The 25,177-nt window shown below is 61.8% G+C and carries 25 protein-coding genes; 10 read left to right on the forward strand and 15 right to left on the reverse strand.

Going from position 1 to position 25,177, the window contains the following annotated elements:
• Positions 1-218 precede the first annotated feature (218 nt).
• The 6 genes from BS630_RS26160 (at position 219) to BS630_RS26185 (ending at position 5,667) form a co-directional block, all read left to right on the forward strand.
• Entirely contained in the window at positions 219-1,124 is a 906-nt protein-coding gene (locus tag BS630_RS26160) for a dihydrodipicolinate synthase family protein (RefSeq protein WP_077979711.1), read from the forward strand.
• A gap of 11 nt (positions 1,125-1,135) precedes the next feature.
• Entirely contained in the window at positions 1,136-2,323 is a 1,188-nt protein-coding gene (locus BS630_RS26165) for a sialidase family protein (protein WP_077979712.1), read from the forward strand.
• A 359-nt stretch (positions 2,324-2,682) separates the two neighbouring features.
• Positions 2,683-3,816: an iron-containing alcohol dehydrogenase gene (locus BS630_RS26170; protein ID WP_077979713.1), complete on the forward strand. Its 1,134-nt coding sequence runs from the start codon at positions 2,683-2,685 to the stop codon at positions 3,814-3,816.
• Positions 3,817-3,846: 30 nt separating this feature from the next.
• On the forward strand, positions 3,847-4,833 hold the full coding sequence (gene pdxA / locus BS630_RS26175) for a 4-hydroxythreonine-4-phosphate dehydrogenase PdxA (RefSeq protein ID WP_077979714.1): 987 nt from the start codon (positions 3,847-3,849) through the stop codon (positions 4,831-4,833).
• Between the two features lie 172 nt (positions 4,834-5,005).
• Positions 5,006-5,260 (forward strand): type II toxin-antitoxin system Phd/YefM family antitoxin, encoded by a 255-nt coding sequence (locus BS630_RS26180; RefSeq protein WP_011649626.1) that lies wholly within the window; start codon positions 5,006-5,008, stop codon positions 5,258-5,260.
• Positions 5,260-5,667, forward strand: a complete 408-nt coding sequence (locus tag BS630_RS26185; RefSeq protein WP_077979715.1) for a type II toxin-antitoxin system VapC family toxin — start codon at positions 5,260-5,262, stop codon at positions 5,665-5,667. The genes BS630_RS26180 and BS630_RS26185 overlap by 1 nt, the downstream gene beginning before the upstream one ends.
• A gap of 115 nt (positions 5,668-5,782) precedes the next feature.
• Here the strand turns inward: BS630_RS26185 and BS630_RS26190 are convergent, their stop codons facing one another.
• The 7 genes from BS630_RS26190 to BS630_RS26220 all read right to left on the reverse strand — a co-directional run bounded on the left by BS630_RS26190 (position 5,783) and on the right by BS630_RS26220 (position 10,899).
• A complete protein-coding gene (locus BS630_RS26190; RefSeq protein ID WP_077979716.1) occupies positions 5,783-6,265 on the reverse strand; it encodes an RES family NAD+ phosphorylase in 483 nt (160 codons plus the stop codon).
• Positions 6,262-6,693 (reverse strand): antitoxin Xre-like helix-turn-helix domain-containing protein, encoded by a 432-nt coding sequence (locus tag BS630_RS26195; protein WP_077979717.1) that lies wholly within the window; start codon positions 6,691-6,693, stop codon positions 6,262-6,264. The genes BS630_RS26190 and BS630_RS26195 overlap by 4 nt, the downstream gene beginning before the upstream one ends.
• A 134-nt stretch (positions 6,694-6,827) precedes the next feature.
• Positions 6,828-7,598, reverse strand: coding sequence for an ABC transporter permease (locus BS630_RS26200; protein ID WP_077979718.1), 771 nt, complete (start codon positions 7,596-7,598; stop codon positions 6,828-6,830).
• Positions 7,595-8,383 (reverse strand): ABC transporter ATP-binding protein, encoded by a 789-nt coding sequence (locus BS630_RS26205; protein ID WP_077979719.1) that lies wholly within the window; start codon positions 8,381-8,383, stop codon positions 7,595-7,597. Before BS630_RS26205 ends, BS630_RS26200 begins: the two co-directional genes overlap by 4 nt.
• A gap of 8 nt (positions 8,384-8,391) precedes the next feature.
• Entirely contained in the window at positions 8,392-9,438 is a 1,047-nt protein-coding gene (locus BS630_RS26210; RefSeq protein ID WP_077979854.1) for an ABC transporter substrate-binding protein, read from the reverse strand.
• A 52-nt stretch (positions 9,439-9,490) separates the two neighbouring features.
• Positions 9,491-9,928: a VOC family protein gene (locus BS630_RS26215; protein WP_003549520.1), complete on the reverse strand. Its 438-nt coding sequence runs from the start codon at positions 9,926-9,928 to the stop codon at positions 9,491-9,493.
• A gap of 107 nt (positions 9,929-10,035) precedes the next feature.
• Complete coding sequence (locus BS630_RS26220) at positions 10,036-10,899, reverse strand: helix-turn-helix domain-containing protein (protein ID WP_077979720.1); 864 nt, start codon at positions 10,897-10,899, stop codon at positions 10,036-10,038.
• 417 nt (positions 10,900-11,316) lie between these two features.
• Between BS630_RS26220 and BS630_RS26225 the strand changes: the two genes are divergently transcribed.
• The 4 genes from BS630_RS26225 to BS630_RS26240 all read left to right on the forward strand — a co-directional run bounded on the left by BS630_RS26225 (position 11,317) and on the right by BS630_RS26240 (position 15,959).
• A complete protein-coding gene (locus BS630_RS26225) occupies positions 11,317-12,330 on the forward strand; it encodes a sugar ABC transporter substrate-binding protein (RefSeq protein ID WP_077979721.1) in 1,014 nt (337 codons plus the stop codon).
• A 65-nt stretch (positions 12,331-12,395) separates the two neighbouring features.
• Complete coding sequence (locus tag BS630_RS26230; RefSeq protein ID WP_077979722.1) at positions 12,396-13,946, forward strand: sugar ABC transporter ATP-binding protein; 1,551 nt, start codon at positions 12,396-12,398, stop codon at positions 13,944-13,946.
• The gene (locus BS630_RS26235) at positions 13,936-14,955 is read left to right on the forward strand and encodes an ABC transporter permease (protein WP_077979723.1); all 1,020 of its coding nucleotides are present in this window, start codon (positions 13,936-13,938) and stop codon (positions 14,953-14,955) included. Before BS630_RS26230 ends, BS630_RS26235 begins: the two co-directional genes overlap by 11 nt.
• A gap of 2 nt (positions 14,956-14,957) precedes the next feature.
• Complete coding sequence (locus BS630_RS26240; RefSeq protein WP_077979724.1) at positions 14,958-15,959, forward strand: ABC transporter permease; 1,002 nt, start codon at positions 14,958-14,960, stop codon at positions 15,957-15,959.
• Positions 15,960-15,987: 28 nt separating this feature from the next.
• Here the strand turns inward: BS630_RS26240 and glpK are convergent, their stop codons facing one another.
• The 8 genes from glpK to glpD all read right to left on the reverse strand — a co-directional run bounded on the left by glpK (position 15,988) and on the right by glpD (position 25,149).
• The gene (gene glpK, locus BS630_RS26245; protein ID WP_077979725.1) at positions 15,988-17,490 is read right to left on the reverse strand and encodes a glycerol kinase GlpK; all 1,503 of its coding nucleotides are present in this window, start codon (positions 17,488-17,490) and stop codon (positions 15,988-15,990) included.
• Positions 17,491-17,643: 153 nt separating this feature from the next.
• The gene (locus BS630_RS26250) at positions 17,644-19,365 is read right to left on the reverse strand and encodes an ABC transporter substrate-binding protein (RefSeq protein ID WP_077979726.1); all 1,722 of its coding nucleotides are present in this window, start codon (positions 19,363-19,365) and stop codon (positions 17,644-17,646) included.
• Between the two features lie 77 nt (positions 19,366-19,442).
• Positions 19,443-19,724, reverse strand: coding sequence for a DUF2160 domain-containing protein (locus BS630_RS26255; RefSeq protein WP_003549529.1), 282 nt, complete (start codon positions 19,722-19,724; stop codon positions 19,443-19,445).
• 13 nt (positions 19,725-19,737) lie between these two features.
• Positions 19,738-20,559 carry a carbohydrate ABC transporter permease gene (locus BS630_RS26260; protein WP_017957584.1) on the reverse strand — a complete coding sequence of 274 codons (822 nt, stop codon included), beginning with the start codon at positions 20,557-20,559 and terminating at the stop codon, positions 19,738-19,740.
• Between the two features lie 13 nt (positions 20,560-20,572).
• Complete coding sequence (locus BS630_RS26265; protein ID WP_017957585.1) at positions 20,573-21,436, reverse strand: carbohydrate ABC transporter permease; 864 nt, start codon at positions 21,434-21,436, stop codon at positions 20,573-20,575.
• A gap of 3 nt (positions 21,437-21,439) precedes the next feature.
• Positions 21,440-22,510 (reverse strand): ABC transporter ATP-binding protein, encoded by a 1,071-nt coding sequence (locus BS630_RS26270; protein WP_077979727.1) that lies wholly within the window; start codon positions 22,508-22,510, stop codon positions 21,440-21,442.
• A 9-nt stretch (positions 22,511-22,519) separates the two neighbouring features.
• A complete protein-coding gene (locus BS630_RS26275; protein ID WP_077979728.1) occupies positions 22,520-23,596 on the reverse strand; it encodes an ABC transporter ATP-binding protein in 1,077 nt (358 codons plus the stop codon).
• A 41-nt stretch (positions 23,597-23,637) separates the two neighbouring features.
• Positions 23,638-25,149 carry a glycerol-3-phosphate dehydrogenase gene (gene glpD, locus BS630_RS26280; protein ID WP_077979729.1) on the reverse strand — a complete coding sequence of 504 codons (1,512 nt, stop codon included), beginning with the start codon at positions 25,147-25,149 and terminating at the stop codon, positions 23,638-23,640.
• Between the last annotated feature and the right edge of the window lie 28 nt (positions 25,150-25,177).

A 25,177-nucleotide genomic window follows, 5' to 3' on the forward strand; every position in this document is an offset into this window, starting at 1 on the left:
CGCCATTTCTATTCGAACAAAATTTTCTACTGAAAATATATAAGTTATAACAAATAGATAACTTTTCGCAGCGACGTCACGGCATTTTGTCTTCTTGACAAAAGCGCGGCAATATAAAAATTCTTTGCACTCCATCGCGACAGACGGATGACAATTGCAATGCGCAGCCCCCGGTTCGAATACGGATCGGCAAGACAGGACGCGCCGAGGAGGGCGGAATGAGCCATCACAGGATTACCGGCGTTTTCAGCGCCGCCGCAACGCCGCTGACGGCAGACAACAGGCCGGATTTCGCCCTTTTCACCGACCATTGCCGGCAGTTGCTGGCCGAAGGGTGCCATGGCGTGGCGCTGCTCGGCACCACAGGCGAGGCCAATTCCTTCTCCGGCGCCGAGCGCCGTGCCATTCTGGAAGCAGCACTGAAGGCCGGCATTCCCGCCGACAGGCTTTTGCCGGGCACCGGCGTCGTCGCCATTCCCGAGACCGTGGAATTGACCCGGCACGCGCTATCGCTTGGCGTCACCAAGGTGGTGATGCTGCCGCCCTTCTACTACAAAGGCGTCTCCGACGACGGTCTCTTCGCCGCCTATTCGCAGGTGCTGGAGAAGGTCGCCGACACGCGCTTGCAGGTCATTCTCTATCATATTCCGCAGGTCTCTGGCGTTCCGCTATCCATTCCGCTGATCGGGCGGCTGATTGCGGCCTTCCCGGAAACGGTCGTCGGCATCAAGGAATCTGCTGGAGATTTCAACAACATGCAGGCGATCATCGCCGCCTATCCCGGCTTCTCGGTGCTGGCGGGCGCAGATCCGCTGCTGCTGCCGTTGCTGAAGGCGGGCGGTGCTGGCTGCATCACCGCCACCTCCAATCTCGTGGCGAATTCGCTGCGCACCGTCTACGGCCATGTCCATGACGAGGCGCGCGCCGCCGATGTCGAGGCGGCGCAAGCGCGCATCAACGCCTATCGCACGCTTTCCAATTCCTACGTCCAGATCCCGACCATCAAGGCGATGGTGGGGCTGAAGACCGGCAATCCCGCCTGGAAGCGCACGCGCGCGCCGTTGATGCCGCTCGGCGATGCCGACTATGCCGCACTCGCCGAAAGCTATGCCAAGCTGCCCTGAGGAGATCCGTCATGAGTTTTACCGGCCTGCCTCCGGAAGCCGTTCCGGCCCTGATGACCGGGGCCATCGCCCCTCACCCCGCCCTCGAGGGTCGTGCGGACGCCTATCTGCCCTCCCCTTGCATCCAGAACCATGCCGCAAATCTCGCTTTTCTGCCCGACGGCACGCTAACCTGCGTCTGGTTCGGCGGCACGATGGAGGGCATGGGTGATATCTCGATTTACATGTCGCGGCTGGCGCCGGGCTCCGAGCGCTGGTCCGTGCCGGAAAAGATGAGCGACGATCCAGAGAAATCCGAACAGAACCCGTTGATTTTCAACGCTCCGGACGGAAAAGTATGGCTGCTCTATACCTCGCAGACCTCGGGCAATCAGGACGGCTCGGTTGTCAAATGCCGGATTTCAGGCGATGGCGGCCAGACCTTCGGCCCGGTTCGTATCCTCTGCGACAGCCCCGGCACATTCGTTCGCCAGCAGATCGTCGTCAACGGCAAAGGCGACTGGCTACTTCCGGTGTTCCGCTGCGTCGGCCTGAATGGCCGGCGCTGGAGCGGCGATGCCGATACGGCTGCTGTGCTGATGTCGCGTGATGGCGGCGCCAGCTGGGAAATGCGCGATAATCCAGACAGCATCGGCGCGGTGCACATGAACATTCTGCCGCTCGGCGGCGACGAGATGATCGCCTTCTACCGCAACCGTTTCGCCGAAAACATCCTGTCCAGCCGATCATCCGACGGCGGCGAGACATGGAGTGCGCCCGAGCCCGCCGAATTGCCGAACAACAACTCCTCGATCCAGGCAACGATCCTGAATGATGGAGCAATCGCAATGGTTTACAACCATTCGAACGCCGGCATGTCGGACGCACGGCGCCAGTCTCTCTATGACGAAATCGAGGGTGGCGAGGCTGGAGAGACAGCCGTCGTTGCCGATACCAGCGCACGTAAGGCCGTCTGGGGTGTTCCGCGTGCGCCGCTGAGCCTTGCGATATCAAGGGATGGCGGCAAGAGCTTTCCGCGTCGCATCGATCTCGATACCGGTGACGGCTTCTGTCTCAGCAACAATTCGAAGGAGTCGCTGAACCGCGAATTCTCCTATCCCTCGATCGTCCAGGGCGGCGACGGCACGCTCCATATCGCCTACACCTACTACCGGCGCGCCATCAAATATGTGCGCCTCGCCCCGCAATTCCTGCCGTAAACAAAGCGGCAGCCGGAAAATTGTCATCCTGCATCCGCTCGCATGCGAAAGCATGCAGGATGACAACGGCTGCGTGTTGACTGACGAACGATTTGACAACAGGGTCGGATAATTCACCGTCGCCACAAAGAGATGGCCAGCCGGTGTCTGACATGTAGTTTTCATCATGACGGATTTCATAACACACTGATATCTTTATCGATACGCGCAGGACAACGCCGCCTTGAAGCGCGCGACCGAGCGCATATCAGATGATAAAAAATTCCGCTCGCTGGAATGTCGGCTTGACATTGATCTTACAACTTTACATTAAAGAGGGCAACGATAGTGCCGCAAGATCTTGCAGGGAGGACCGGTTCATGGCCAGCTTGGATTCGCCGATCACGATAGTTCGGCCGCATCTGATCGAATTCGGGGTCGGTACGGCGGGAAAGCTCGGCCAATGGGCTGCCGAAAAGGGCTATCGGCGCACGCTCGTCATCTCCGATGCGTTCAACGCCTCGCGCATCGACGTGCTGGATCTCAAAGGCGAGGTATCCGTCTTTGCCGAAGTGACGCCCGAGCCGGATACGGCCAATCTCGAAAAGGTCCTGGCGGCGGCAAACGCCGCCGATGCCGAGCTGATCGTCGGCTTCGGCGGCGGCAGCGCCATGGATCTGGCAAAACTTGCCGCAGTGCTTGCCGGTTCCGCCCAGACGCTGCAGGAGGTCGTCGGTCCGAACAAGGTGCATGGGCCGCGCAAGGTGGCGCTCGCCCAGGTGCCGACGACATCGGGCACCGGCAGCGAAGCCGGCATCCGTGCGCTCGTCACCGATCCGGCGACGATGGCAAAGCTTGCCGTCGAAAGCCTGCATATGCTGGCCGATATCGCCGTCATCGATCCTGCTTTGACCTTCAGCGTCCCTGCCCGCACGACGGCCGCCACCGGCGTCGATGCCATGGCCCATTGCGTCGAGGCCTTCACCAACCGCAAGGCCCATCCGATGGTCGACATCTATGCGATCGAGGGAACGCGCCTGGTCGGCAAATATCTCGCCCGTGCGGTCAGGGACGGCAATGACGCCGAGGCGCGCGCCGGCCTCTCGCTCGCCTCGCTTTATGGCGGTTTATGCCTCGGCCCAGTCAACACAGCTGGCGGCCATGCGCTTGCCTATCCCCTCGGCACGCGCTGGCATGTCGCCCATGGCGCGGCCAATGCGCTGATTTTTCCGCATGTTCTCGCCTTCAATACGCCGTCCGCGCCTGAGAAAACCAGGGCGGTGATGAAAGCGCTTGGGCGCGAAACCTCCGGGAACATCACCTCCGTCTTCGATGCGGCTTACGCTTTCTGCGCCGAACTCGGCATCGAGATGAAGCTTTCCGGCCTCGGCGTGCCGGAAAGCGATCTCGACGCCATGGCCGAAGACGCCTTTGCCATTCGCCGTCTGCTCGATAACAATCCACGCGATCTCACGCGCGCCGACATTCGCTCGATTTATGCGGCCGCTTTCTAGGCCAAAAAGTTTTCAGAAGGAATTCGATCGATGGACAGGAATGCGAAAGTCGCGGTAACGCTCGGCGATCCGGCCGGCGTCGGCCCCGAGGTGATCGTCAAGGCCTTGGCAGCCCTTCCAAGAGAAGAGCGCCGCGATTTCGTCATCGTCGGCAATGTCGAAGCGCTGGAGCTCGCCGACCGCGTCAGCGGCACCGGACTGCGGTTCGGGCCTGCCGATGCACCTGATGACGACAGGATCGCCGTCGACGAAGTCGCGCTCGGCGCGGCCCTCCCCGAAATCGGCAAGGTCAGCCCCGTCGCCGGCGATGCCTCGGTGCGCTATATCACCCGCGCTGTCGATCTCGCCATGTCTGGTCAAGCCGATGTCATCGTGACCGCGCCGATCAACAAGGAAGCGATGAACCTCGCCGGCCATCACCATGACGGCCATACCGGGCTGCTCGCGCATCTCACCGGCTCGAAGAGCTCCTTCATGCTGCTTGCCTCCGAGCGGCTGAACACCATCCACGTCTCCACCCATATCTCGCTTAAGGGCGCGATCGAGCGCGCCAAGACCGAGCGGGTGCTCGCAACCATCGAAGCCGGCCATAGGCACTTCCTGCGGCTCGGCCGCAAGGCGCGCATCGCCGTCGCCGGCCTCAATCCCCATTGCGGCGAAAACGGCCTGTTCGGCACCGAAGACATGGAATTCCTGGCGCCCGCCGTCGAGCAGGCGCAGGCAAAGGGCATCGACGTCGTCGGCCCGATCTCGGCCGATACGGTGTTTGCCCGCGCCTATAACGGCGCTTTCGATCTGGTCATCGCTCAGTATCACGACCAGGGCCATATCCCGATCAAGCTCGTCGCCTTCGACACGGCGGTCAACGTCTCGCTCGGCCTGCCGATCGACCGCGTCTCGGTCGACCACGGCACCGCCTTCGACATTGCCGGCACCGGCAAAGCCAACCACGTCAACATGCTCTCGGCCATCGCCTATGCCAGGCTGATGGCCCGCTCGCCGCGGCGAGAGGGGTGATCGCGGCTTTCCAGAAGGACCGACAGGCGCCGATCGCCGACACAACGATGTCGAGCTTCGTTATGACACCTAATAGCAGAACCGGACTCTGTCGTTCAGGAACGTCCCGCCGTTGACGCACGAGCATTCCGCGCGCGTACATAGCTAGACAGTCTAGCCAGGAGCGGATTCGATGGAATGGCAACTGCAGGACGCCAAAAACCAATTTTCGAAGGTCGTGCAGAAGGCCCGACAAGAAGGGCCGCAGGTGGTGACCGTACGTGGCGAGCGCACGGCCGTCGTTCTGTCCGCCCGCGACTACGACGCCTTGCGCGCCGGTAGGCCGACGCTCGTCGACGACCTGCTCGGTGGCCCCGCCTGGGACGATGAGTTCGCCGATGCGGTCGAAGCACGCAACAAGACTCCGAGCCGCGACGTTGCGTTCTGATGTATCTGGTCGACACCAACATCGTCTCGGAGGCGCGACGCGGCACGCCGCAGGCGGTCTCCTGGCTGCGCTCCGTCGATCCGCTCAGCATCCACCTGAGCGCGCTGACGCTTGGCGAGATCATGCGCGGCATTGCCCTCAAACAGAAGTCGGATCCGAAGACCGCGGCGCATCTCACCGAGTGGCTGCGCAAGCTGCGTTATGATCATGGCGACCGGATCCTGCCGGTGACCGACGAGATCGCCGTCGAATGGGGCCGCATCGCCGCCATCCCGCCGCGTGGCGATATCGACGGGCTGATCGCCGCAACCGCAATCGTCCATGATCTGATTGTCGTCACTCGCAATGTCGGCGATTTCGACGACACCGGTGCAGCGGTGATAAATCCATGGGAGACGGACGCGTGAGCAGTCGAGGCAGCCACCTCCTCGTTTAAAATGGCCTCCTGTGCAGTGTGACCAAGCCCCATCTGTCCGGCGTTTTGATCTGCTCTGCGGAAACGTTGATTGCACCGCCAACCCATCACATGCCGAACAAACGGCGATCCCAGAAAACCGGTTGGTGAAGGCTTGTCGTGATCGACGGGAATTCCGGGTGGGCCGGATTGATCAGCACGTTGCGGTCGACGCGGGCGACGACGCTTGGCACCAGCAGGATGGCGCTGCGCTTTTCCTGGCGCCACCGCTCGCCGAAAGCCTTGCTGACGTTTGCCGGCATGCTGTCCCAGCCGGGCAGCGCGGGCTCGAAGAAGACCTCGTAGCTTAGCCCCCGCGGTAGGGTGATCGTGACATAGTGCTGGTTGGGCGGCAGCCGCCCGCTGCCATGGACGAGCTTTTCGAGCAGCGCCGTCGAATAGTGCTCGCTCGTATAGATGATCGGGCTGCCCGAAGTGTTCCACCGCCCCGGCGCGATGGTCGAGCCGGTGGCGTCGAAGATCGGATAGGTTCCATGGGGATCTCCGATGCGGATGGATGTCAGCGTTCGGTCGAGATGCTGTGCGCTCACGCAGCACTGCCGTATTTCAGGCTTCCGAGGATATCGAGCACGAGCTCGCCACCGATCTCGCTCTGGATGACCACGTCGATCGGCCGCCTGTCCTCCAGCATTGCATGCGGGCGAAACAGGAAATCACGTGCCTCGGTCTCGGTCTGCCAGACATCGAGTGCCGATCCCCAGACACGCGCGAGGCGGGCGAGTTTTATGCCCTCGTCGGAAGAGAGCCGATGCTTGGATTTGCGCCGCTCATAGGTGGCCTTCGGAACGAGCCTATATTTGAACTGGGTATCATCAGGCGCCAGAAGCAGCGCCATGCGATCAAGCGCCTTGACCGGCAAGCCTTCCTCGATGCTGGAGAGCAGGCCAAAGGCGGAACGCGACGCCGGTTCCCTGGCGGGCAGTCCGAGAACGTCGGCGATGACTGCAAATCCCGTCATGGCAAAGCTCCTTTTCACTTGAGGTTATATTTAGCCTCAAGTGAGCAAATGTTCAAGAGTGCCATTCAGACAACGCGGGAGGCCTTGTCATATCCTGGAAGCGTCAGCGTTTCGGTGCCCGCACTGAACGGCTTTCAGTTTCGCCCCAGCTGCAGCCGACGGAAAATCCGCTCGATCTGGGCAACAGCGGCAAAAAAGACGATGCCGGAGAAAGAGGCGAGCACGACGGCGGCAAAGAGCCTTTCCGCCTGATAGTTGAATGTCGACTGGATGATGACGGCGCCGAGCCCCTGGTTCGAACCGATCCACTCCCCGACGATCGCGCCGATCACACAGGTGGTTGCAGAAATGCGCAGCGACGCAAAAAGCAAGGGGGCAGATCGTGGCGCGCGCAGGCGCCAGAACGTCTCCCACCCGCTCGCCGAAAGCACATGCATCAGGTCAAGCTCGCTCGTCGTCGCCAGATTGAGGCCCCGGGCCGTATTCACCAGGGTTGGGAAGAAGCAGATGAGAGCGGCGATGATGACCTTTGGCAGCATACCGAGGCCGAAGATGAGGATGATGATCGGCGCAAGCGCCAGCACGGGGATGGTGTTGAAGAGCAGGACAACGGGAAAATAGGCGGCCTGGAACCGCGGATTATAGACAAAGGCAATTGCCATGATCACGGCGAGACTGTTGCCCAGGAGGAAGCCGAGGCCCGCCTCACCCCATGTCGGGATCGCATTCGACAGAAGGAAGCGCCATTCCGTTCCGAGCGTACGCAGGATCGCCAGCGGTGTTGGAACGATATAGCTGGGAATACCGAGCGCCGGCACCAGCCATTGCCAGGCGAGAAGCAGCGAGAGGGCGCCGATAACAGGAAGGCCGATTGCCTCGGTGAGGGATAGCCGACGATGCGTCATGCAGCCGAACTCCCCTGCTGCAGCAATTGGCGCAGATGGGCTGCGGTCTCCTGGACATCGAGGCTCTCGCGCCGACAGAGGCCACGCTCGTCCTTCAGCGGTGCAAGGTCGATCAGCGCCTGGACGCGGCCCGGATTGGCCGCCAGGACCAGCACGCGTCCGCCGAGATAGATCGCCTCGATGACGCTGTGGGTCACGAAAAGGATGGTCGTACCGGTCCGGCGCCAGACGTCCAAAAGCTCGTCGTTCAGTCGTTCGCGCGTGATCTCGTCGAGCGCACCGAAGGGCTCGTCCATGAGCAGGATATCCGGCTCGCATTGAAGCGCGCGCGCTATGGCGACGCGTTGGCGCTGGCCCCCTGACAGTTGGTGCGGGTACCGATCGGCCAGATGCGACAGGCCGACCAGTTCAATCCAATGGTCGGGCCGCGGATCGACCGATCGCGAGACGCTGTTCTTCCCCACCTGCAGCGGCAGCGCGACATTCTCCCTCACGGTCCGCCAGGGCAACAGCGTCGCGTCCTGAAAGACGAAGGCGACCTCGCGGCGCCTGCGCGCCTCCGACGCCGTTCTGCCGAGCACCGCCAGCTGCCCGTCAAGCGGCGGGAGAAGATCCGCCACCGCCCGCAGCAAGGTCGACTTGCCGCAGCCGGAAGGGCCGAGAATGGTCAAAAACTCGCCCCTGCCGACGCTGAGGTCGACGCCGGACAGAATGCGGGTCGTCTCGCCGGCGCCGGCATAACCTACAGCCAGATCCTTGGTTTCGATGGCCGCTGCTTCAGGCAAATCCGCTCTCACGCAATCTTCGGACGGTCGTCCGCCGTCATGTCGAGGATCCTGGTCGTATAGCAGTCCTCCAGCTTCGGCGCGCCGCTCTTGAACTGACCGATCTTGTCGTAGACGGAAATCTGCTCGGCAAGCGCGGCCGGATCGAAGCTGCCCCAACCATCCTTGCCGGTCGCTGCGTCGAAGCTCAGCGACAGGATGCGCGGCACCGTCTTCAGCTCTACGGCAAGGTCGAGCTGCGGATAGGCTTCCACCGTCAGTTTGACCGCCTCTTCAGGATGTTCATGCGTCCAGGCCCAGCCCTTGGCGACGGCACGCAGCACCTTTGCCAGTGTCTCGGCATGGCCGCTCACGGCATCGTCGGTGGCAAAATAGACATTGGCGTAGGAGGGCAGGCCCGTGTCCTTCATCATCAGATCGATGCGGTCGGGACCGATGATGGAAAGCGCCTGCGTGTTGGTGATCCACCCGGTGACTGCATCGACCTGGCCGGTCATCAGCGGCGTCATGTCGAAGCCGATATTGGTGATGGTCAGGCTCGATGGATCGATATCGTTCTTCAGCAGGATGGCATCGAGCACATAACGGGCTGTCGGCTGTATGCCGATGCGCTTGCCGACCATATCCTTGACGGTGCGGATCGGCGCCTTCGGCAGCGAATAGAAGGCGAAAGGCGCCATGCGGAAACCGCAGGCGAAGATCCTGATCGGCACGCCGGATGAACGGGCCAGAAGAAGCTGTGCCGAATCCGAGAACTGTCCGAGCTGCGCATCACCCGTGATCACGGGCGGCACCGTCGCCGAATTGGGACCGCCTGGGGAAAACTCGACGTCGAGACCCTCGGCCTGGAACAGTCCCCGCTTGACTGCGACGATATCGCCGATCTGTCCGTTGCTCATCAACCAGTCATATTTGATGACGACCTTGGATGCGGCGGCTTTCGAGTGACGCGGCACGAACACGCTGATCCCTGCCGTCGCTGCAGCAAGGGCAAAGGCTCCGCCCTTCAGGACGGTACGCCTGCCGACCACGATTTGTTTGTCATCCCCGCTCATTTGCTTGCCTTTCCCCTTGTTGGATTGTTGGACGACCGGCCGATTGCGCTCGCTATTGCGGATCGATGTCACCGATCGGGCCGCCTGCGGACCACGCATAGATTTCCCAGAGATTGTCGTCAGGATCGGCGAAATAGACGCATCGCGCGTTCCAGACATAATCCTGCGGCGGCGCGTGGAAGAGCACGCCCGCAGCTTTCAGCTCCGCATAGGCAGCATCGACCTGCTCTGGCGAGGCGAGCTCGATGGCCGCGCAGGCCTTGTGCGCACCTGGAGGGGCACGGCGGCTTGAGACACCGGTATTCTCGGCAATATGCTCGATCTCCCACAGCGCCAATGTCACGCCCGCCCCTTTGAAATCGGCAAAGCCGGGAGCCCGGCGGCGAGGTTTGAAGCCAAGACGCTCGACATAGAAAGCCGATGCTTTGTCGATATCCTCGACCAGGAAGCAAATGTCGGTAATCGGATTGGTTTGGGCAAAAGCGGTCATATGGGCCTCCTGATGGGAAAAGCCTCGCAGACCGCAGCCTCAAGAGATTTCAAATTCGTGCGGTTGTCTTTCGCAAAGCTGCTGATCTGTCATCGGCAAGAGCCGGCTCAAAGACGGACCGAACGCTGGTATTCTTTCGGCGTCGCCCCGATCAGACGACGAAAGACGCTGGAGAAATGCGCCTGGCTGGAAAAGCCCGTGGCATAAGCGATGTTTGCAAGCGTCTCCTTGCCATCGGCGAGGTAAAGCCGTGCTCGTTCGATCCTGCGTTCGAGAACGAAGCGGTGCGGCGCCATGCCGGCCGCCCGTTTGAATTCCCGGCTGAAGTGAAAGGGGCTCATATGGGCCACGCTGGCCAGCTCCTCGACACTCAGATCGGATTTGCCAAGCAGGTTCTCGATGTAATCGATCACACGCCGGAGATTGTCCGATGTCAGCGGACGGTCGCCGGCTTCAGGTTTGGCGCCCAGCAGTTTTACGACGCAGCAGGCGAGCGCCATCCCCAGATGCTGCATCAAAAGCAGGTCGGCGCGCCCGCTCTTCTCGGCGGCAAATGCGAGGGAGAGTGCGACCTGCAGCGTTGTCGGATCAGTCGTCGCGCTGAGCGCGTCACTATCCCAATGCTCGGGATCGAAGCGAGAGCCGCCAATGCCGCTGTAGAGCGCAGGGGACTGGAAGATCGAAATATAATCCGCCGCATCGCCATCGACTTCGAGGACCGTGGCGGCCGGTTGAAATCCCAGGGTGAACGGCGGCCTCTCAATTTTGCGGAACGCCCCGCTTCCAAGCCGATAGGCATATTTGCCGTGCGCGGTGCGGTTGATCGAAATTCTATGAAGGGAGCCCCTCGAAACCATTTGCCCCGCGGCGCTGCGATAGGTCTCGACGATCATGTCGCGGTGAACGAAGGCCTTGTAGCCTCCGAGGGATGGCCGGCTTATTGAGAAAATCTGCGGGTCTATATCTGGCATTGTTTCATTCTCCCTGGCAGCTGAGAGGCAAGTTGCGCGCCAAGTGGAGCGAAGCTTCGCGCTAGATATCAACATCGCAGCATAAAACCCGACGGTGCCCAGAAAATCGTGATCTTACGCCTGCTGTCGCGCCACACGGCACCGCGGCCTGGCAGGAGTTCGCCTTCGGCAAATTTGGTCGCATGCGCAAGAATTATGCAGTGCATGTTCTTCTGATCTGTGGCTGCAGACCCATCTGACCGCTCTGAAAACCGCCAGGCTTCCGAAATCATTCCCGGTCGCAGGAAACCGCGGCTCAGGGATGAGCTTTCGTTCCGTCCACTCTTTCCCCCGGGGATCGTTCTTTTGGAAATTCGTTCCTATCCATCCGCATTAATCCATTTAATCTATAGACATTATATTGGGAGAGAAATTGCGATGAGTATCGAAAAGTCTGAAAACGGTCTCGGAAGACGAGATCTACTGAAACTGTCTGCCGCGGCCGGGGTCGCCGTCGCCGGTGCATCCCTCATCGGGCAGAAGCCGGCTTTTGCCGCCGGCGAAGAACTGTCGCTGAAAGGCAAGCGCATCGCCATCAGCGCAACCGGCACCGATCACTTCTTCGACCTGCAGGCCTATAATGCCCAGATCGAGGAGGTAAAGCGCATCGGCGGAGAGCCGATCGCCGTCGATGCCGGACGCAACGACGGCAAGCTGGTCTCGCAATTGCAGACGCTGATTGCCCAGAAGCCGGACGCGATCGTTCAAATCCTCGGTACGCTCAGCGTCATCGATCCCTGGCTGAAGAAGGCACGCGATGCCGGAATCCCGGTTCTGACCGTCGACGTCGGCTCGACCAATTCGATCAACAACACCACCTCCGACAATTGGGGGATCGGCAAGGATCTGGCGCTGCAGCTCGTCTCCGATATCGGCGGCGAAGGAAATATCGTCGTCTTCAACGGCTTCTACGGCGTAACCCCCTGCGCGATCCGCTACGACCAGCTGGTCAATGTCGTCAAATATTTCCCGAAGGTGAAAATCCTCCAGCCGGAACTGCGCGACGTCATCCCGAATACCGTGCAGGACGCCTTCACGCAGATTACGGCCATCCTCAACAAATATCCGGAAAAGGGTTCGATCAAGGCGATCTGGTCGGCCTGGGACATTCCGCAGCTTGGCGCGACCCAGGCCCTGGAAGCCGCTGGGCGAACCGAGATCCGCACCTACGGCGTCGACGGCAGCCCGGAAGTGCTGCAGCTCATCGCCGATCCGAATTCGCCGGCCGGCGCCGATGTCGCCCAGCAGCCGGCGGAAATCGGCCGCACCGCCATCCGCAACGTCGCCAAGCTGCTCGCCGGCCAGACGCTGCCGCGCGAAACCTATGTTCCGGCCCTGCTCGCCAACAAGACCAATGTCGGCGAAGTCACCAAGAAACTCGGCATCGGCTGACATCTGAACACGAGCGATTCGGCCATGCCGGATCGCTCGGAATCTCTGTGCCTGGAGAAATCGATATGACGGCCATTTCGTTGAAGCAACCGGTGTCGGCACGCGACGACATCATCCGCCTTGAAGGCATCGTCAAGCATTTTGGCGGCGCGCAGGCGCTTGCCAGTGCGTCGCTGATCGTCAGGCGCGGCACCATCCACGGTCTCGTCGGCCAGAACGGCGCCGGCAAGTCGACGCTGATCAAGTTGCTGGCCGGTCTTCATCAGCCCGATGGCGGCCGGATCGAGATCGAAGGGCAAACATTCGACAGGCTGACACCGCATCTTGCCGAAGAGCTCGGTATCCACTTCATTCACCAGGATCGACTGCTGGTGCCGACCTTCACCGTCGGCGAAGCCCTGTTCCTTGGCCGGGAACCGCGGATATCGGGCACGCCGTTCCTCGATCGCCGACTGATGCAGCGCCGGGCATCTGACATTCTCAACGACTATTTCGGTATCCGGTTGCCGAACGCCGCCTTGATCGGCGAATTGTCGACGGCCGAAAAGCAGATCGTGCAAATCACCCGCGCCCTCCTCAATCAGCCGAAGGTGCTCGTCTTCGACGAGCCGACGGCCGCATTGGTGCGCCGCGAGGCCGATATCCTTTTCCGGCTGATCCGCCGTCTGCGCGACGAAGGCGTCACCATCATCTATATCTCGCATTACCTGAACGAAATCGAAGAGCTCTGCGACCACGTCACCGTGCTGCGCAACGGGCTCGACGTGGCCTCCCTGCCGATCGGGGAGACTTCCGCCGGTGCGATTGCCCGGCTGATGGTCGAGCGCGACATCAAGGAAATGTTTCCGAAGCCGCAAGTGACGCCCGGCGAAGACATCCTCAAGGTCGAGCAGCTGTCGGCGCCGGGGAAATATAGCGACATCAGTTTCACGCTTCGCCGCGGCGAGGTGCTCGGCCTTACCGGCCTGCTCGGCTCCGGCGCAAAGGAGCTGGTCCGCGCGCTCTTCGGTCTGGAGACCCCGGCTTCCGGCCATATCGAGATCAACGGCAAAGCTGCCCGTTTCACCAATCCCACCCAGGCGGCCGGCCGCGAAATCGCCCTAGTGCCGGAAGATCGACGTCGCCATGGCGTCGCGCTCGACCTCAGCGTCGCGGAAAATATCAGCCTTTCGAGCCTTGGCCGCTTCACGCGTTTCGGCTTTCTCGATCGCAGGCGCGAACAGAGAGAAGTCGACGCTCTGATTTCGCGGCTGCAGGTGAAGACCAATGGCCGAGATGCTCTGCTGCGTACGCTTTCGGGCGGCAACCAGCAGAAGGTGGCCATCGCCAAGTGGCTGAGCCGCCGTTCCGAGGTCTATCTGCTCGACGAGCCGACGGTCGGCGTCGATATCGGCTCCAAGGTCGAGATCTACACGCTGATCGGCGAACTCGCGTCGCGCGGCGCCGGCGTCATCGTGCTGTCTTCGGATCTGCCCGAACTGATCGGCATCACCGATCGCATCCTGGTGCTCTTCCGCGGCCGCGTGGCGCGGGAATTCATCTCGTCGGAGACCACGGCAGATGCGGTGCTGGCTCAATCGACCGGATCATCCGAGGGACAACGCCATGTCGGCTGAAGTGGAATTCGCGCCTTCCGGTTTTTCCGCTGCCGAACTGCCTCCCCGGCCGGCCGGCAATATTGCAGCTGCGGCATTGCGCTTCGGATCGCTGATCGCATTTGCCGCCATCCTGATCATTTTTTCGCTGACCGCACCCTATTTCCTCAGCATCGGCAATATCGGCAACGTCCTCGGCCAATCGGCCATCTCAGGTGTGCTTGCCATCGGTCTGACGATCGTGCTGATCGCCGGCGGCTCCAATGTCGTCACCGGCGGGATCGACCTGTCGCTCGCGGCCAATATGGGCCTGAGCGCCGCGGTCTACGCGAGCCTGACACAGTTCGGCTACGGCGATGCGACGGCGGTTGCCGCTGCGATCCTCACCGGCGCGTTGATCGGCACGGTCAATGCCATTGCCGTCGTCTATGCCGGCATCGTGCCGCTGCTGGCCACGCTGGCCGTCATGAACGTCGTCGCCGGCCTGGAATTGGTGCTGACCGGCAATACCGTCCTGCCGGCTTCGACGCCATTCCTGTCGGCGCTCTCGGCCTCGGACGCTTTCGGCATCCCGGTTCTCGCCTATGTGCTCCTCGTCTTCACGGCCATCACCACGGCGATCGTGCAATATACGCCGCTCGGCCTGCGTCTCTATGCCGTCGGTGAGTTTCCGGATGCAGCGCGTGCCGCGGGTCTGCCGCTTCGACGGCTACTCGCCGGCGCCTTCGTCGCCAGCGGCGTCTCCGGCGGCATCGCCGGCATCCTGTCGGTTTCCTATCTGAGCGGCAGCACGACCGGCGCCGGCGAGATGCTGTTGCCGGTCGTCGTGACGGCCCTGCTCGGCTCGGTCTTTTCGCGCCGGCTGGTTGCAACGGTCACCGGGACGCTGCTTTCGGCCCTTTTGGTCGGCTTCCTGGTTAACGGTTTCCAGCTGCTGAACATTTCGAGCACGCTGGTCAGCGGCGTCCAGGGTGTGCTCATTCTCATCGTCGTTTCCGCGACCACGCTGCTGCGCCGGCAGGAGGCCTGACCATGTCGCTCCAGACCCCTCCCCTCGCCACCGTAGGCTTGCCGCGTCTGATCGCCGGCGGCCTGGTGCGCAATGGGCTGATCCTCGCCCTGATCGCGGTGTTTGCCGCCTTTTCCGCGGCAACGCCGACGTTCCTGACGCCCGCGAACTTGCAGAGCATCCTGGTCAACAATTTCACGCTGCTTGCCATCGTCTCCATCGCCATGACCGTCGCCGTCGCGTCGGGCGGCATCGATCTTTCGGTGGGAACGGCAATGGATTTTGCCAGCTTCGCCTTCGTTTCGCTCGTCCTCGCCGGACAGCCGGTGGCAGTCGCCGCACTCGCGGGACTGGCCGCCGGAGCGTTCGTCGGGGCCTTCAACGCGCTCTTGATTTCAGGGATCGGCGTGTCGCCGTTCCTCGCCACGCTCGGCACGCTGTTCATCGGCCGCAGCGTGCAGCAGCTGCTGACCAATGGCGGCAATCCGGTCTATCTGCCGCCGAACGGCGTGCCGGAAGCCTTCCGTTTCCTCGGCCATGGGACGATTGCCGGCTTTCCGGTACCGCTTGCCGCTGCCATCGTCGTCATCGCGGCGGCTGCCGTTGTCTTTGCCCGCACGCGCTTCGGCCGCGTCATCCTGTCGATCGGCATCCAGCCGGGCGTCGTGCGCTATTCCGGCATCGCCGCGCCGGCCCATGTCGCGGTGACTTTCATGCTGGTCGGGTTGATCGCGGCAATCGCCGGACTGATCCTGACCGCAACCGTCACCACCTACATCCCCTCCTCGGGCAATGCCTTCCTGCTGAATGCGATCGGCGCGACCTTCATCGGCACGACTCTCAGCCCGCTCGGACGGCCGAATGTGGGCGGGACCGTTCTCGGCGCGCTGCTGCTCAGCATCGTCGCCAATGGGCTGCTGCTGACCGATCTGAACTTCTATTGGCAGCAGGTCGGCACGGGAACGCTGATCTTCGCCGTGCTCGCCCTCAGCTTCATCAACAGAAAGGCCGTCGGCGCCGCTTAAGAGAAGTTGCGTCTCCTCGGAAGCGGTTCTATCCCGCCGAGGCGTCCGAAATCATTCTGGATACGGCATTCTTCCAGCCGATGATCTTGCCCTGCCGCTCGGTCTCATCCATCGAAGGGCTGAAGCGGCGGTCGCAGGTCCAGGCTTTCGCAAAATCCCGCTTGCCGGGCCAGATGCCGGCTTTCGAGCCGGCAAGCCAGGCTGCGCCGAGCGCCGTCGTCTCGCGGATCGCCGAGCGGTCGACAGGGTTTCCGGTCATGTCGGCTAGGCACTGCATAGTCCAATCCGAATCCGCCATCCCGCCATCAACGCGCAGCACCGTTTCCAGCTGGTTGGCGCCCCAGTCCTTCTTCATCGCCACCAGCAGGTCGAGCGTCTGGTAGGCGACGGATTCAAGCACGGCGCGGGCGAATTCCGCCGGCCCGCTGTTTCGCGTCAGACCGAAGATCGCGCCGCGCGCGGCCGGATCCCAGTAAGGGGCGCCGAGGCCGGTGAAGGCCGGGACGATATAGACCTGCTGTCCGGGATCGGCCTTGGCCGCAAGCACTCCTGCCTCGGATGCCTGGCCGATGATGCCAAGGCCATCGCGCAGCCATTGGACGGCAGCACCGGCGATGAAGATCGAGCCTTCGAGCGCATAGGTCGTCTCGCCATCGAGCCGGCAGGCGATCGTCGTCAGCATCCGGTTGGAGGAGGAAACACGATCCCGGCCGGTGTTCAACAGGGCAAAGCAGCCGGTGCCGTAGGTGGATTTCATCATACCGGCCTCGAAGCAGGCATTGCCCATCGCCGCAGCCTGCTGGTCGCCCGCGACCCCGAGGATCGGAAGTTCCGCGCCGAACAGCGCCTTGTCGACGCGGCCGAAATCATCCGCACATTCCCTGATGTCAGGAAGCATGGCGGCCGGAATACGGAGAATGCCGAGAAGCTCCTCGTCCCAGGCACCCTCGTCGATATTGTAGAGCAGCGTTCTCGATGCATTGGTCGCATCGGTGGCATGCACGCGTCCATCAGTCAGATTGTAGATCAGCCAGCTGTCGATCGTGCCGAAGCAGACATCGCCCACTTCCGCCTTCTCACGCAGACCATCGACATTGTCGAGCAGCCAGCGCAGCTTCGTTCCGGAGAAGTAAGGGTCGAGCAACAGCCCGGTCTTGGCGCTGAACAGCTTCTCGTAGCCGTCTGCCTTCAGGCTCTCGCACATTTCTGCAGTGCGCCTGTCTTGCCAGACGATCGCGCGGTGAAGCGGCTTTCCTGACCCGCGGTCCCAGACGACCGCCGTCTCGCGCTGGTTGGTGATCCCGATCGCGGTGATATCGGCGGCGTCAATACCAGCATCGGCGATCGCCTTGCGCACCGTATCGACGACGGATCGCCAGATTTCGGCGGCGTCGTGCTCGACCCATCCGGGCTGCGGATAATATTGGGTGATCTCCGCCTGCGCCGAGCCGGCCATTTTCATGTCGCCATCGAAGATGATGGCGCGCGACGACGTCGTGCCCTGGTCGATTGAAAGAATATAGCCGCTCATATCCGTCTCCGGCTCGCACGAAACCGCTCAGCCTGCAGAGGACAGCAGGACGCGGACGTTTCATGAGAGAAAGATTGTGGGTGCCACCGGCTTGCTGCCGGTGGCAGGAAGTGATGGCCGGAAGCCTCGTCGCCTCCGGCCTGGTCCGCCTTACTACTTCTGCCAGCTCTTGACGAGTTCGTCGTAGTTGACCGTGACCGGCTTGTCCTTCTCGTTCTCGATCTTCAGCTGCGGGGCAAGGTTGCCGTTCTTCACCGCATCCGCGTTCCAATAGGCGAGATCATGCTCCTCGGCGAGTTTCGGGCCGATGTCGCCCTGGACCTTGGCGCGTTCCAGGCGCTGCAACACCTTTTCCTGCTCGGAGCAAAGCGAGTCCATCGCTTCCTGTGCCGTCTTGGCGCCGGAAGAGGCATCACCAATCGCCTGCCACCAAAGCTGAGCGAGCTTCGGATAGTCAGGAACGTTCGTACCGGTCGGCGACCACTGCAGGCGGGCGGGCGAACGATAGAATTCGATCAGACCACCGAGTTTCGGCGCACGATCGGTGAAGGACTTGTGATCAAGCGTCGACTGGCGAATGAAGGTCAGGCCCATGTGGCTCTTCTTCACGTCGACAGTCTTCGAGGTGACGAACTGGGCATAGAGCCAGGCCGCCTTGGCGCGGTCGTCAGGCGTGGACTTCATCAGTGTCCACGAACCGGCGTCCTGATAGCCGAGCTTCATGCCGTCCTTCCAGTAGACGCCATGCGGGCTCGGTGCGAAACGCCATTTCGGCGTGCCGTCCGCATTGACGACCGGCAGGCCTTCCTTGACGAAGTCGGCGGTGAAGGCCGTGTAGGTGAACATCTGCTGGGCGACTTCGCCCTGCGACGGGACGGGGCCGGATTCGGAGAAGGTCATGCCCTGGGCGGCAGCCGGTGCATAGGCCTTCATCCAGTCCAGATATTTCTGGATGGAATAGACCGCAGCTGGGCCGTTGGTATCGCCGCCGCGCGCGACGCAGGAGCCGACCGGACGGGAGTTCTCGTCGACCTTGATGCCCCATTCATCGACGGGCTTGCCGTTCGGGATGCCCTTGTCGCCGTTGCCGGCCATGGACAGCCAAGCATCGGTGAAGCGCCATCCGAGCGATGGGTCCTTCTTGCCGTAGTCCATATGACCGAAGACCTTCTTGCCATCGATCTCGCGGCCGGTGAAGAACTCGGCAATATCTTCATAGGCTGACCAGTTGACCGGCACGCCGAGATCGTAGCCGTACTTCGCCTTGAAGTCCGCCTTGTTCTTCTCGTCGTTGAACCAGTCGTAACGGAACCAGTAGAGGTTCGCGAACTGCTGGTCAGGCAGCTGGTAGAGCTTGCCGTCAGGCGCCGTGGTGAAGGACTTGCCGATGAAATCGTCGATGTCGAGGCCGGGATTGGTGACATCCTTGCCTTCGTTGGCCATCCAATCGGTCAGCGAGCGGGCCTGCTGATAGCGCCAATGGGTGCCGATCAGGTCGCTATCGTTGATATAGGCGTCATAGATGTTTTCGCCCGACTGCATCTGCGTCTGCAGCTTCTCGACCACGTCGCCTTCGCCGATGAGGTCGTGCGTGATTTTGATGCCGGTGATCGCCGTGAAGGCGGGCGCCAGCACCTTCGATTCGTATTCATGTGTCGTGATCGTTTCGGACACGACCTTGATGTCCATGCCGGCGAAAGGCTTTGCAGCATCAACGAACCACTGCATTTCCTTTTCCTGGTCGGCGCGCGGAAGCGCCGAGAGATCGCCGACTTCCTTGTCGAGGAACGTCTTGGCCTCGTCCATGCCGGCATAAGCCGATGCTGTCATTGCCAGCAGCAAGCCTGCTGTCGTCGTCAATAAGTGCCTTCGCATAATATCCTCCCAGGGTTTGCGATTGCAGTCACGTCTCAGGCGGCCAGTACCCCCGGCCATCTGTCTTCTCCTTGCCGTCACACGTAGCGGAAGACGCCGATGGCGTAGACCACGGAGATGGCAAGAGCCCACCACAGGTTGGGCCCACCGAGCCCAAGCCATGCAAGATGAATGAAAGCGCTGCCCAGCAGCGAAATGAAGAGCCGGTCGCCGCGCGTCGTCTCGAAACGCAGCACGCCCGTGCGCGGCGAGCCGCCCGGCGAAAAATATTCCCAGACACTCATGGCGATCAGAAGCGCCAGGATCGTCAGGAAGAACAGCGTTGTCGGCAGCGTCCAGGCCATCCAGGAAAAATTCATGACCGTCTCCTCCTCAAACGCGCCCGAGCGCGAAGCCCTTGGCGATGTAGTTGCGGACGAAATAGATGACGAGGGCGCCCGGAATGATGGTGAGCACGCCGGCAGCCGCCAGCACGCCCCAGTCCATGCCCGACGCGGAGACCGTTCGCGTCATGATCGCCGAGATCGGCTTTGCCGCCGTCGTCGTCAGCGTGCGGGCAAGCAGCAGCTCGACCCACGAAAACATGAAGCAGAAGAAGCCCGCGACACCGACGCCACTGGCGATCAGCGGAATGAAGATCTTGATGAAGAAACGCGGGAAGGAATAACCGTCGATATAGGCGGTCTCGTCGATCTCCTTCGGCACACCGGACATGAAACCTTCGAGGATCCAGACGGCGAGCGGCACGTTGAACAGGCAATGGGCGAGCGCCACGGCAATGTGGGTGTCGATCAGGCCGAAGGCCGAATAGAGCTGGAAGAACGGCAGCGCGAAGACCGCCGGCGGCGCCATGCGGTTGGTCAGCAGCCAGAAGAACAGGTGTTTGTCGCCGAGGAAGCGGTAGCGCGAGAAGGCATAGGCTGCCGGCAGCGCCGCCGCGACCGAGATCACCGTGTTCATCACCACATAGATGATCGAGTTGATATAGCCGTTATACCAGGACGGGTCGGTAAAGATGACTGTGTAGTTACGCAGCGTCGGGTTCGTCGGCCAGAGCGAGAAGGCGCCGGTGATTTCGGAATTCTCCTTGAAGCTCATATTGACGAGCCAGTAGATCGGCAGGATCAGGAAGATGATATAGATCGTCGGAACGAGCCAGGAGAGGCTGCCTGCAGGTTTGTATTTGTTGCTCATATCTCGCCCTCCCTTAGCTCGCGTCGCTGCTGGTCATCACGGTGTAGAACACCCATGAGAGCAGCAGGATGATGAGGAAGTAGATGATCGACATTGCCGCCGCCGGACCAAGATCGAATTGGCCGACGGCCGTCTTCACGAGGTCGATGGACAGGAAGGTCGTCGAGTTGCCAGGCCCGCCGCCGGTGACCACGAAAGGCTCGGTATAGATCATGAAACTGTCCATGAAGCGCAGGAGCACGGCAATCAGCAGTACCCGCTTCATCTTCGGCAGCTGGATGTAGCGGAATACGGACCAGCGCGAGGCGCCGTCGATCTTGGCGGCCTGGTAATAGGCGTCCGGGATCGACACCAGGCCCGCATAGCAAAGCAGCACGACGAGGCTTGTCCAGTGCCAGACATCCATGACGATAACCGTCACCCAGGCATCGATGGGATCGCGGACATAATTATAGTCGAGGCCGATGGCTTCGAGCGTGTGGCCGAGCAAGCCGATATCGACGCGCCCGAAGACCTGCCAGATGGTGCCGACGACGTTCCACGGAATGAGCAGCGGCAGCGCCATCAGCACCAGGCAGACGGGAACGCCCGGTCCTGATTTCGGCATATTGAGCGCGATGAAGATGCCAAGCGGAATCTCCAGCGCCAGGATGATGAAGGAGAAAAGCAGATTTCGCTGTAGCGATTCCCAGAAGCGGTCGGAATGCAGGGTCTGGACGAACCAGTCGGTACCGGCCCAGAAGAACTCGTTATTGCCGAACGTATCCTGCACTGAATAATTGACGACGGTCATCAGCGGGATGACGGCCGAAAACGCCACGAGCAGCAGCACCGGCAGGACCAGAAACCAGGCTTTGTTATTCCACGTCTTCTGCATGGCTCAGGCCTCCCTGCCGACACGCCAACTGTCGGCGTAGATGCTGATGGCGGACGGATCGAAGGTGACGCGGGCGTCCGCGGGAATGTCGGCGTCTTCAGCCACGACGATGGCGATCGGCTGGCCGGCAAAGCGGGCGCGCACAATCTTCTGCCGGCCGATATCCTCGACCTTGCTGATCGTGACCTGCATGCCCTCCCGTCCGAGACGAATGAATTCGGGACGGATTCCGAGTTCGGTTTTGGCCGTGCCTGACGTCTTCGGTGCGTAATCGAGCGTCAGGGTCTCGTCTCCGACCTTGACCGCGCGGCCCTCGATCCTGGCCGGCATGAAATTCATGCCCGGCGAACCGATGAAATAACCGACGAAGGTGTGGCTCGGCCGCTCGAAAAGCTCGGCCGGCGTGCCGATCTGGACGATCTGGCCGTCATACATGACGACGACCTTTTCGGCGAAGGTCAGCGCCTCGGTCTGGTCGTGGGTGACATAGACCATGGTGAAGCCGAACTGCTTGTGCAGCCGCTTCAGCTGCGAACGCAGCACCCATTTCATATGCGGATCGATGACGGTCAGCGGCTCGTCGAACAGAATGGCGTTGACGTCGTTGCGCACCAGTCCGCGGCCGAGCGAGATCTTCTGCTTCTGATCGGCGGTCAGGCCCTGCGCCTTGCGCCTGGCCCAACCGGCAAGATCGATCATTTCGAGGATATCGCGGACACGCCGGTCGACATCCGCCTCGGCCACACCGCGGTTGCGCAGGGGAAAGGCGAGATTGTCGTAAACGGTCATCGTGTCGTAGATGACGGGAAACTGGAAGACCTGGGCGATGTTGCGGCTCTGCGTCGAAAGGTTCGTGACATCGTTGCCGTCGAACAGGATGCGGCCGTGCGAGGGCTGCAGCAGGCCGGAGATGATGTTGAGCAGCGTGGTCTTTCCACAGCCGGAAGGGCCGAGCAGCGCATAGGCGCCGCCATCGTTCCATTCGTGGTCGACTTCCTTCAGCGAATAATCCTTGTCGGACTTCGGATTGGCGCCGTAGGCGTGGCGGATATGGTCGAGCGTGATGCGTGCCATTGTGCTCTCCTATACCTTTCCGGCCGCGGCGATGGCGCGGCCGTCGCTGCCGAAGGCCATCAGGTGGCGGGTGTCAAGAAAGGCCTCAACCTCCATGTCGGGATCAATGTCGTGAATGCCATGCGCCAGCATCACCCAGCGCACACCGTCATATTCCAGGTGAACGAAGCTCTCCGAGCCGGTGATTTCGGAAACCAGCGTGCGCGCCTGCAGGCGGGCCGCGTCGCCGGTCTGCGGCGCAAGGCCGAGATGATGCGGGTGAAAGGCGATGGTGACGGGACCATCCGGCACGATGGCCAGATGCGAGGGAACTGAGATCGTCACCCCGCTCGGGCGCGTGAAGACATTGCCGGATTTCGTGACGTCGAGGGCGTTCAGCGGTGGATCGGCGAAAATGCCGGCGGTGGCGAGATCGACGGGTCGGCGATAGACCTCGATCGTCGGCCCGAACTGGGTCACCCGGCCCTGGTTCAGCGTTGCCGTATTGCCGCCAAGCAGCAGCGCCTCGGAAGGCTCGGTCGTCGCATAGACGAAGATCGCCCCGGATTGGGCAAAGATCTTCGGCAGTTCCTCGCGCAGTTCCTCGCGCAGCTTGTAATCGAGATTGGCGAGTGGCTCGTCCATCAGCACGAGGCTGGCATTCTTGACGAGCGCGCGCGCAAGCGCCGTGCGCTGTTGCTGGCCGCCGGACAGATTGAGCGGGGTGCGATCGAGATAGGGCGTGAGCTTCAGCAGCTCGGCCGCCTTGCGCACCTCACTGTCGATCGTGGCGGCATCCTTGCCCGATATGCGCATCGGCGAGGCGATGTTGTCGTAAACGGTCAGCGCCGGATAGTTGATGAACTGCTGGTAGACCATGGCAACGTTGCGCTTCTGCACCGGCATGCCGGTGACGTCAGTGCCGTCGAAATGGATGGAGCCGCCGGTCGGCCGGTCAAGCCCCGCCATCAGCCGCATCAGAGAGGTCTTACCCGCGAGCGTCGGCCCGAGCAGGACGTTCAGCGTGCCCCGCTCGAGAACCAGATCGGTCGGATAGATATGATAGTCCGCGCCCACCATCTTGGCGGCGTTTCGCAGTTCCAGCATTCCGATTCCCGTGCCTCCACGCATCGGGGACCACATGGCTCCTACCCGGCCATCGCCGGCATGGCAGCCATGTACTCCTCCAGTGACTGGGCCTGCTCCTTCGAAAGGCGCAGACCATCCTTTGTTCTCCTCCACAGCACGTCTTCGGCGTGCCGGGCCCATTCCTGTTCGACGAGATAGGTGACCTCAGCTTCGTAGAGATCGCCACCGAACAGCCGACCGAGATCGTCGATGCCGCGGGCATCGCCAAGCAGCGCCTCGGCCTTGGTGCCATAGCGGCGCACCAGGCGGCGGGCATGCCGATCGGCGAGGAACGAATAACGCCGCTTCAGCTTGGCGACCTCCGCCTCGTAACCCTTGACCGCGAAGTCGCCGCCCGGCAGATGGCTTTTGGCCGTCCACGGAGCGCCTTTGGCGCCGATCGCAGCACCGATCTTCTCCAGCGCATGTTCGGAAAGCCGGCGATAGGTGGTGAGCTTTCCGCCGAAGACGTTGAGCAGCGGCGCGGCACCTTCGCCTTCCAGCTTCAGCACATAGTCGCGCGTCGCCTCCTGCGCCTTCGAGGCGCCATCATCATAAAGCGGCCTGACCGCAGAATAGGTCCAGACGATATCCTCCGGCCTGACCGGCTCCTTGAAATATTCCGACGCCGCATTGCAAAGATAGACGGTCTCTTCCTCGGAGATTCGGACATCCCGGGGATCGGCGGTGTAGTCGCGATCCGTGGTGCCGATCAGGGTGAAGTCGCCCTCGTAGGGGATGGCGAAGATGATGCGGTTGTCGGGATTCTGGAAGAAATAGGCTCTCACATCGTCGAATTTCTTCTTCACGACGATATGGCTGCCCTGGACGAGGCGGACATGGTGGGCTTCGTTCTGGCCGAAGGCGGAACGAATGACATGGTCGACCCAGGGACCGGCAGCATTGACCAGCATGCGGGCCTGATGGCTGTCATTGCGACCGGTGACTGTATCGATGGTCTCGATCTTCCACAGGCCATTCTCGCGCCTTGCCGACACCACCTTGGTGCGCGGCATGATCAGCGCACCCTTGTCGGCGGCATCGCGGGCGTTCAACACCACCATGCGGGCATCGTCGACCCAGCCGTCGGAATATTCGAAGGCCTTGGAAAACAGCGCCTTCAGCGGCTTGCCGGCCGGATCGCTGCGCATGTCGAGCACCGATGTCGGCGGCAACAGCTTGCGGCCGCCAAGATGGTCGTAGAGGAAGAGGCCGAGCCGGATCAGCCAGGCCGGGCGAATACCGCCCTTGTGGTAGGGCAGCACGAAACGCAGCGGCCAGATGATGTGCGGCGCCATCGCCCAGAGGATCTCGCGCTCCATCAGCGATTCACGCACCAGACGAAACTCGTAATGCTCGAGGTAACGCAGGCCGCCGTGGATCAGTTTGGTGGCGCCCGACGAGGTACCCGAGGCGAAATCGTTCATCTCCGCCAGCGCCACCGTATAGCCGCGCCCGACGGCATCGCGCGCAATGCCGCAACCGTTGATGCCGCCACCGATGACGAATATGTCGTGAATATTTCGGCCCAATTCCCCCTCCGAGCCCGCCGTCGATTTC

Source organism: Rhizobium laguerreae (assembly GCF_002008165.1).
Classification (GTDB): domain Bacteria; phylum Pseudomonadota; class Alphaproteobacteria; order Rhizobiales; family Rhizobiaceae; genus Rhizobium; species Rhizobium laguerreae.

Bases quoted from the DNA above. Each gene is read 5' to 3' on its own strand.
- BS630_RS26180 (WP_011649626.1), top strand. From the start codon at position 5,006: ATGGAATGGCAACTGCAGGACGCCAAAAACCAATTTTCGAAGGTCGTG.
- BS630_RS26170 (WP_077979713.1), top strand. From the start codon at position 2,683: ATGGCCAGCTTGGATTCGCCGATCACGATAGTTCGGCCGCATCTGATC.
- BS630_RS26210 (WP_077979854.1), bottom strand. From the start codon at position 9,438: ATGAGCGGGGATGACAAACAAATCGTGGTCGGCAGGCGTACCGTCCTG.
- BS630_RS26265 (WP_017957585.1), bottom strand. From the start codon at position 21,436: ATGCAGAAGACGTGGAATAACAAAGCCTGGTTTCTGGTCCTGCCGGTG.
- BS630_RS26165 (WP_077979712.1), top strand. From the start codon at position 1,136: ATGAGTTTTACCGGCCTGCCTCCGGAAGCCGTTCCGGCCCTGATGACC.
- BS630_RS26220 (WP_077979720.1), bottom strand. From the start codon at position 10,899: ATGCCAGATATAGACCCGCAGATTTTCTCAATAAGCCGGCCATCCCTC.
- BS630_RS26215 (WP_003549520.1), bottom strand. From the start codon at position 9,928: ATGACCGCTTTTGCCCAAACCAATCCGATTACCGACATTTGCTTCCTG.
- glpK (WP_077979725.1), bottom strand. From the start codon at position 17,490: ATGAGCGGCTATATTCTTTCAATCGACCAGGGCACGACGTCGTCGCGC.
- BS630_RS26185 (WP_077979715.1), top strand. From the start codon at position 5,260: ATGTATCTGGTCGACACCAACATCGTCTCGGAGGCGCGACGCGGCACG.
- BS630_RS26260 (WP_017957584.1), bottom strand. From the start codon at position 20,559: ATGAGCAACAAATACAAACCTGCAGGCAGCCTCTCCTGGCTCGTTCCG.
- BS630_RS26230 (WP_077979722.1), top strand. From the start codon at position 12,396: ATGACGGCCATTTCGTTGAAGCAACCGGTGTCGGCACGCGACGACATC.
- BS630_RS26195 (WP_077979717.1), bottom strand. From the start codon at position 6,693: ATGACGGGATTTGCAGTCATCGCCGACGTTCTCGGACTGCCCGCCAGG.
- BS630_RS26270 (WP_077979727.1), bottom strand. From the start codon at position 22,510: ATGGCACGCATCACGCTCGACCATATCCGCCACGCCTACGGCGCCAAT.
- BS630_RS26200 (WP_077979718.1), bottom strand. From the start codon at position 7,598: ATGACGCATCGTCGGCTATCCCTCACCGAGGCAATCGGCCTTCCTGTT.
- BS630_RS26255 (WP_003549529.1), bottom strand. From the start codon at position 19,724: ATGAATTTTTCCTGGATGGCCTGGACGCTGCCGACAACGCTGTTCTTC.
- BS630_RS26250 (WP_077979726.1), bottom strand. From the start codon at position 19,365: ATGCGAAGGCACTTATTGACGACGACAGCAGGCTTGCTGCTGGCAATG.
- BS630_RS26235 (WP_077979723.1), top strand. From the start codon at position 13,936: ATGTCGGCTGAAGTGGAATTCGCGCCTTCCGGTTTTTCCGCTGCCGAA.
- pdxA (WP_077979714.1), top strand. From the start codon at position 3,847: ATGGACAGGAATGCGAAAGTCGCGGTAACGCTCGGCGATCCGGCCGGC.
- BS630_RS26275 (WP_077979728.1), bottom strand. From the start codon at position 23,596: ATGCTGGAACTGCGAAACGCCGCCAAGATGGTGGGCGCGGACTATCAT.
- BS630_RS26240 (WP_077979724.1), top strand. From the start codon at position 14,958: ATGTCGCTCCAGACCCCTCCCCTCGCCACCGTAGGCTTGCCGCGTCTG.
- BS630_RS26160 (WP_077979711.1), top strand. From the start codon at position 219: ATGAGCCATCACAGGATTACCGGCGTTTTCAGCGCCGCCGCAACGCCG.
- BS630_RS26225 (WP_077979721.1), top strand. From the start codon at position 11,317: ATGAGTATCGAAAAGTCTGAAAACGGTCTCGGAAGACGAGATCTACTG.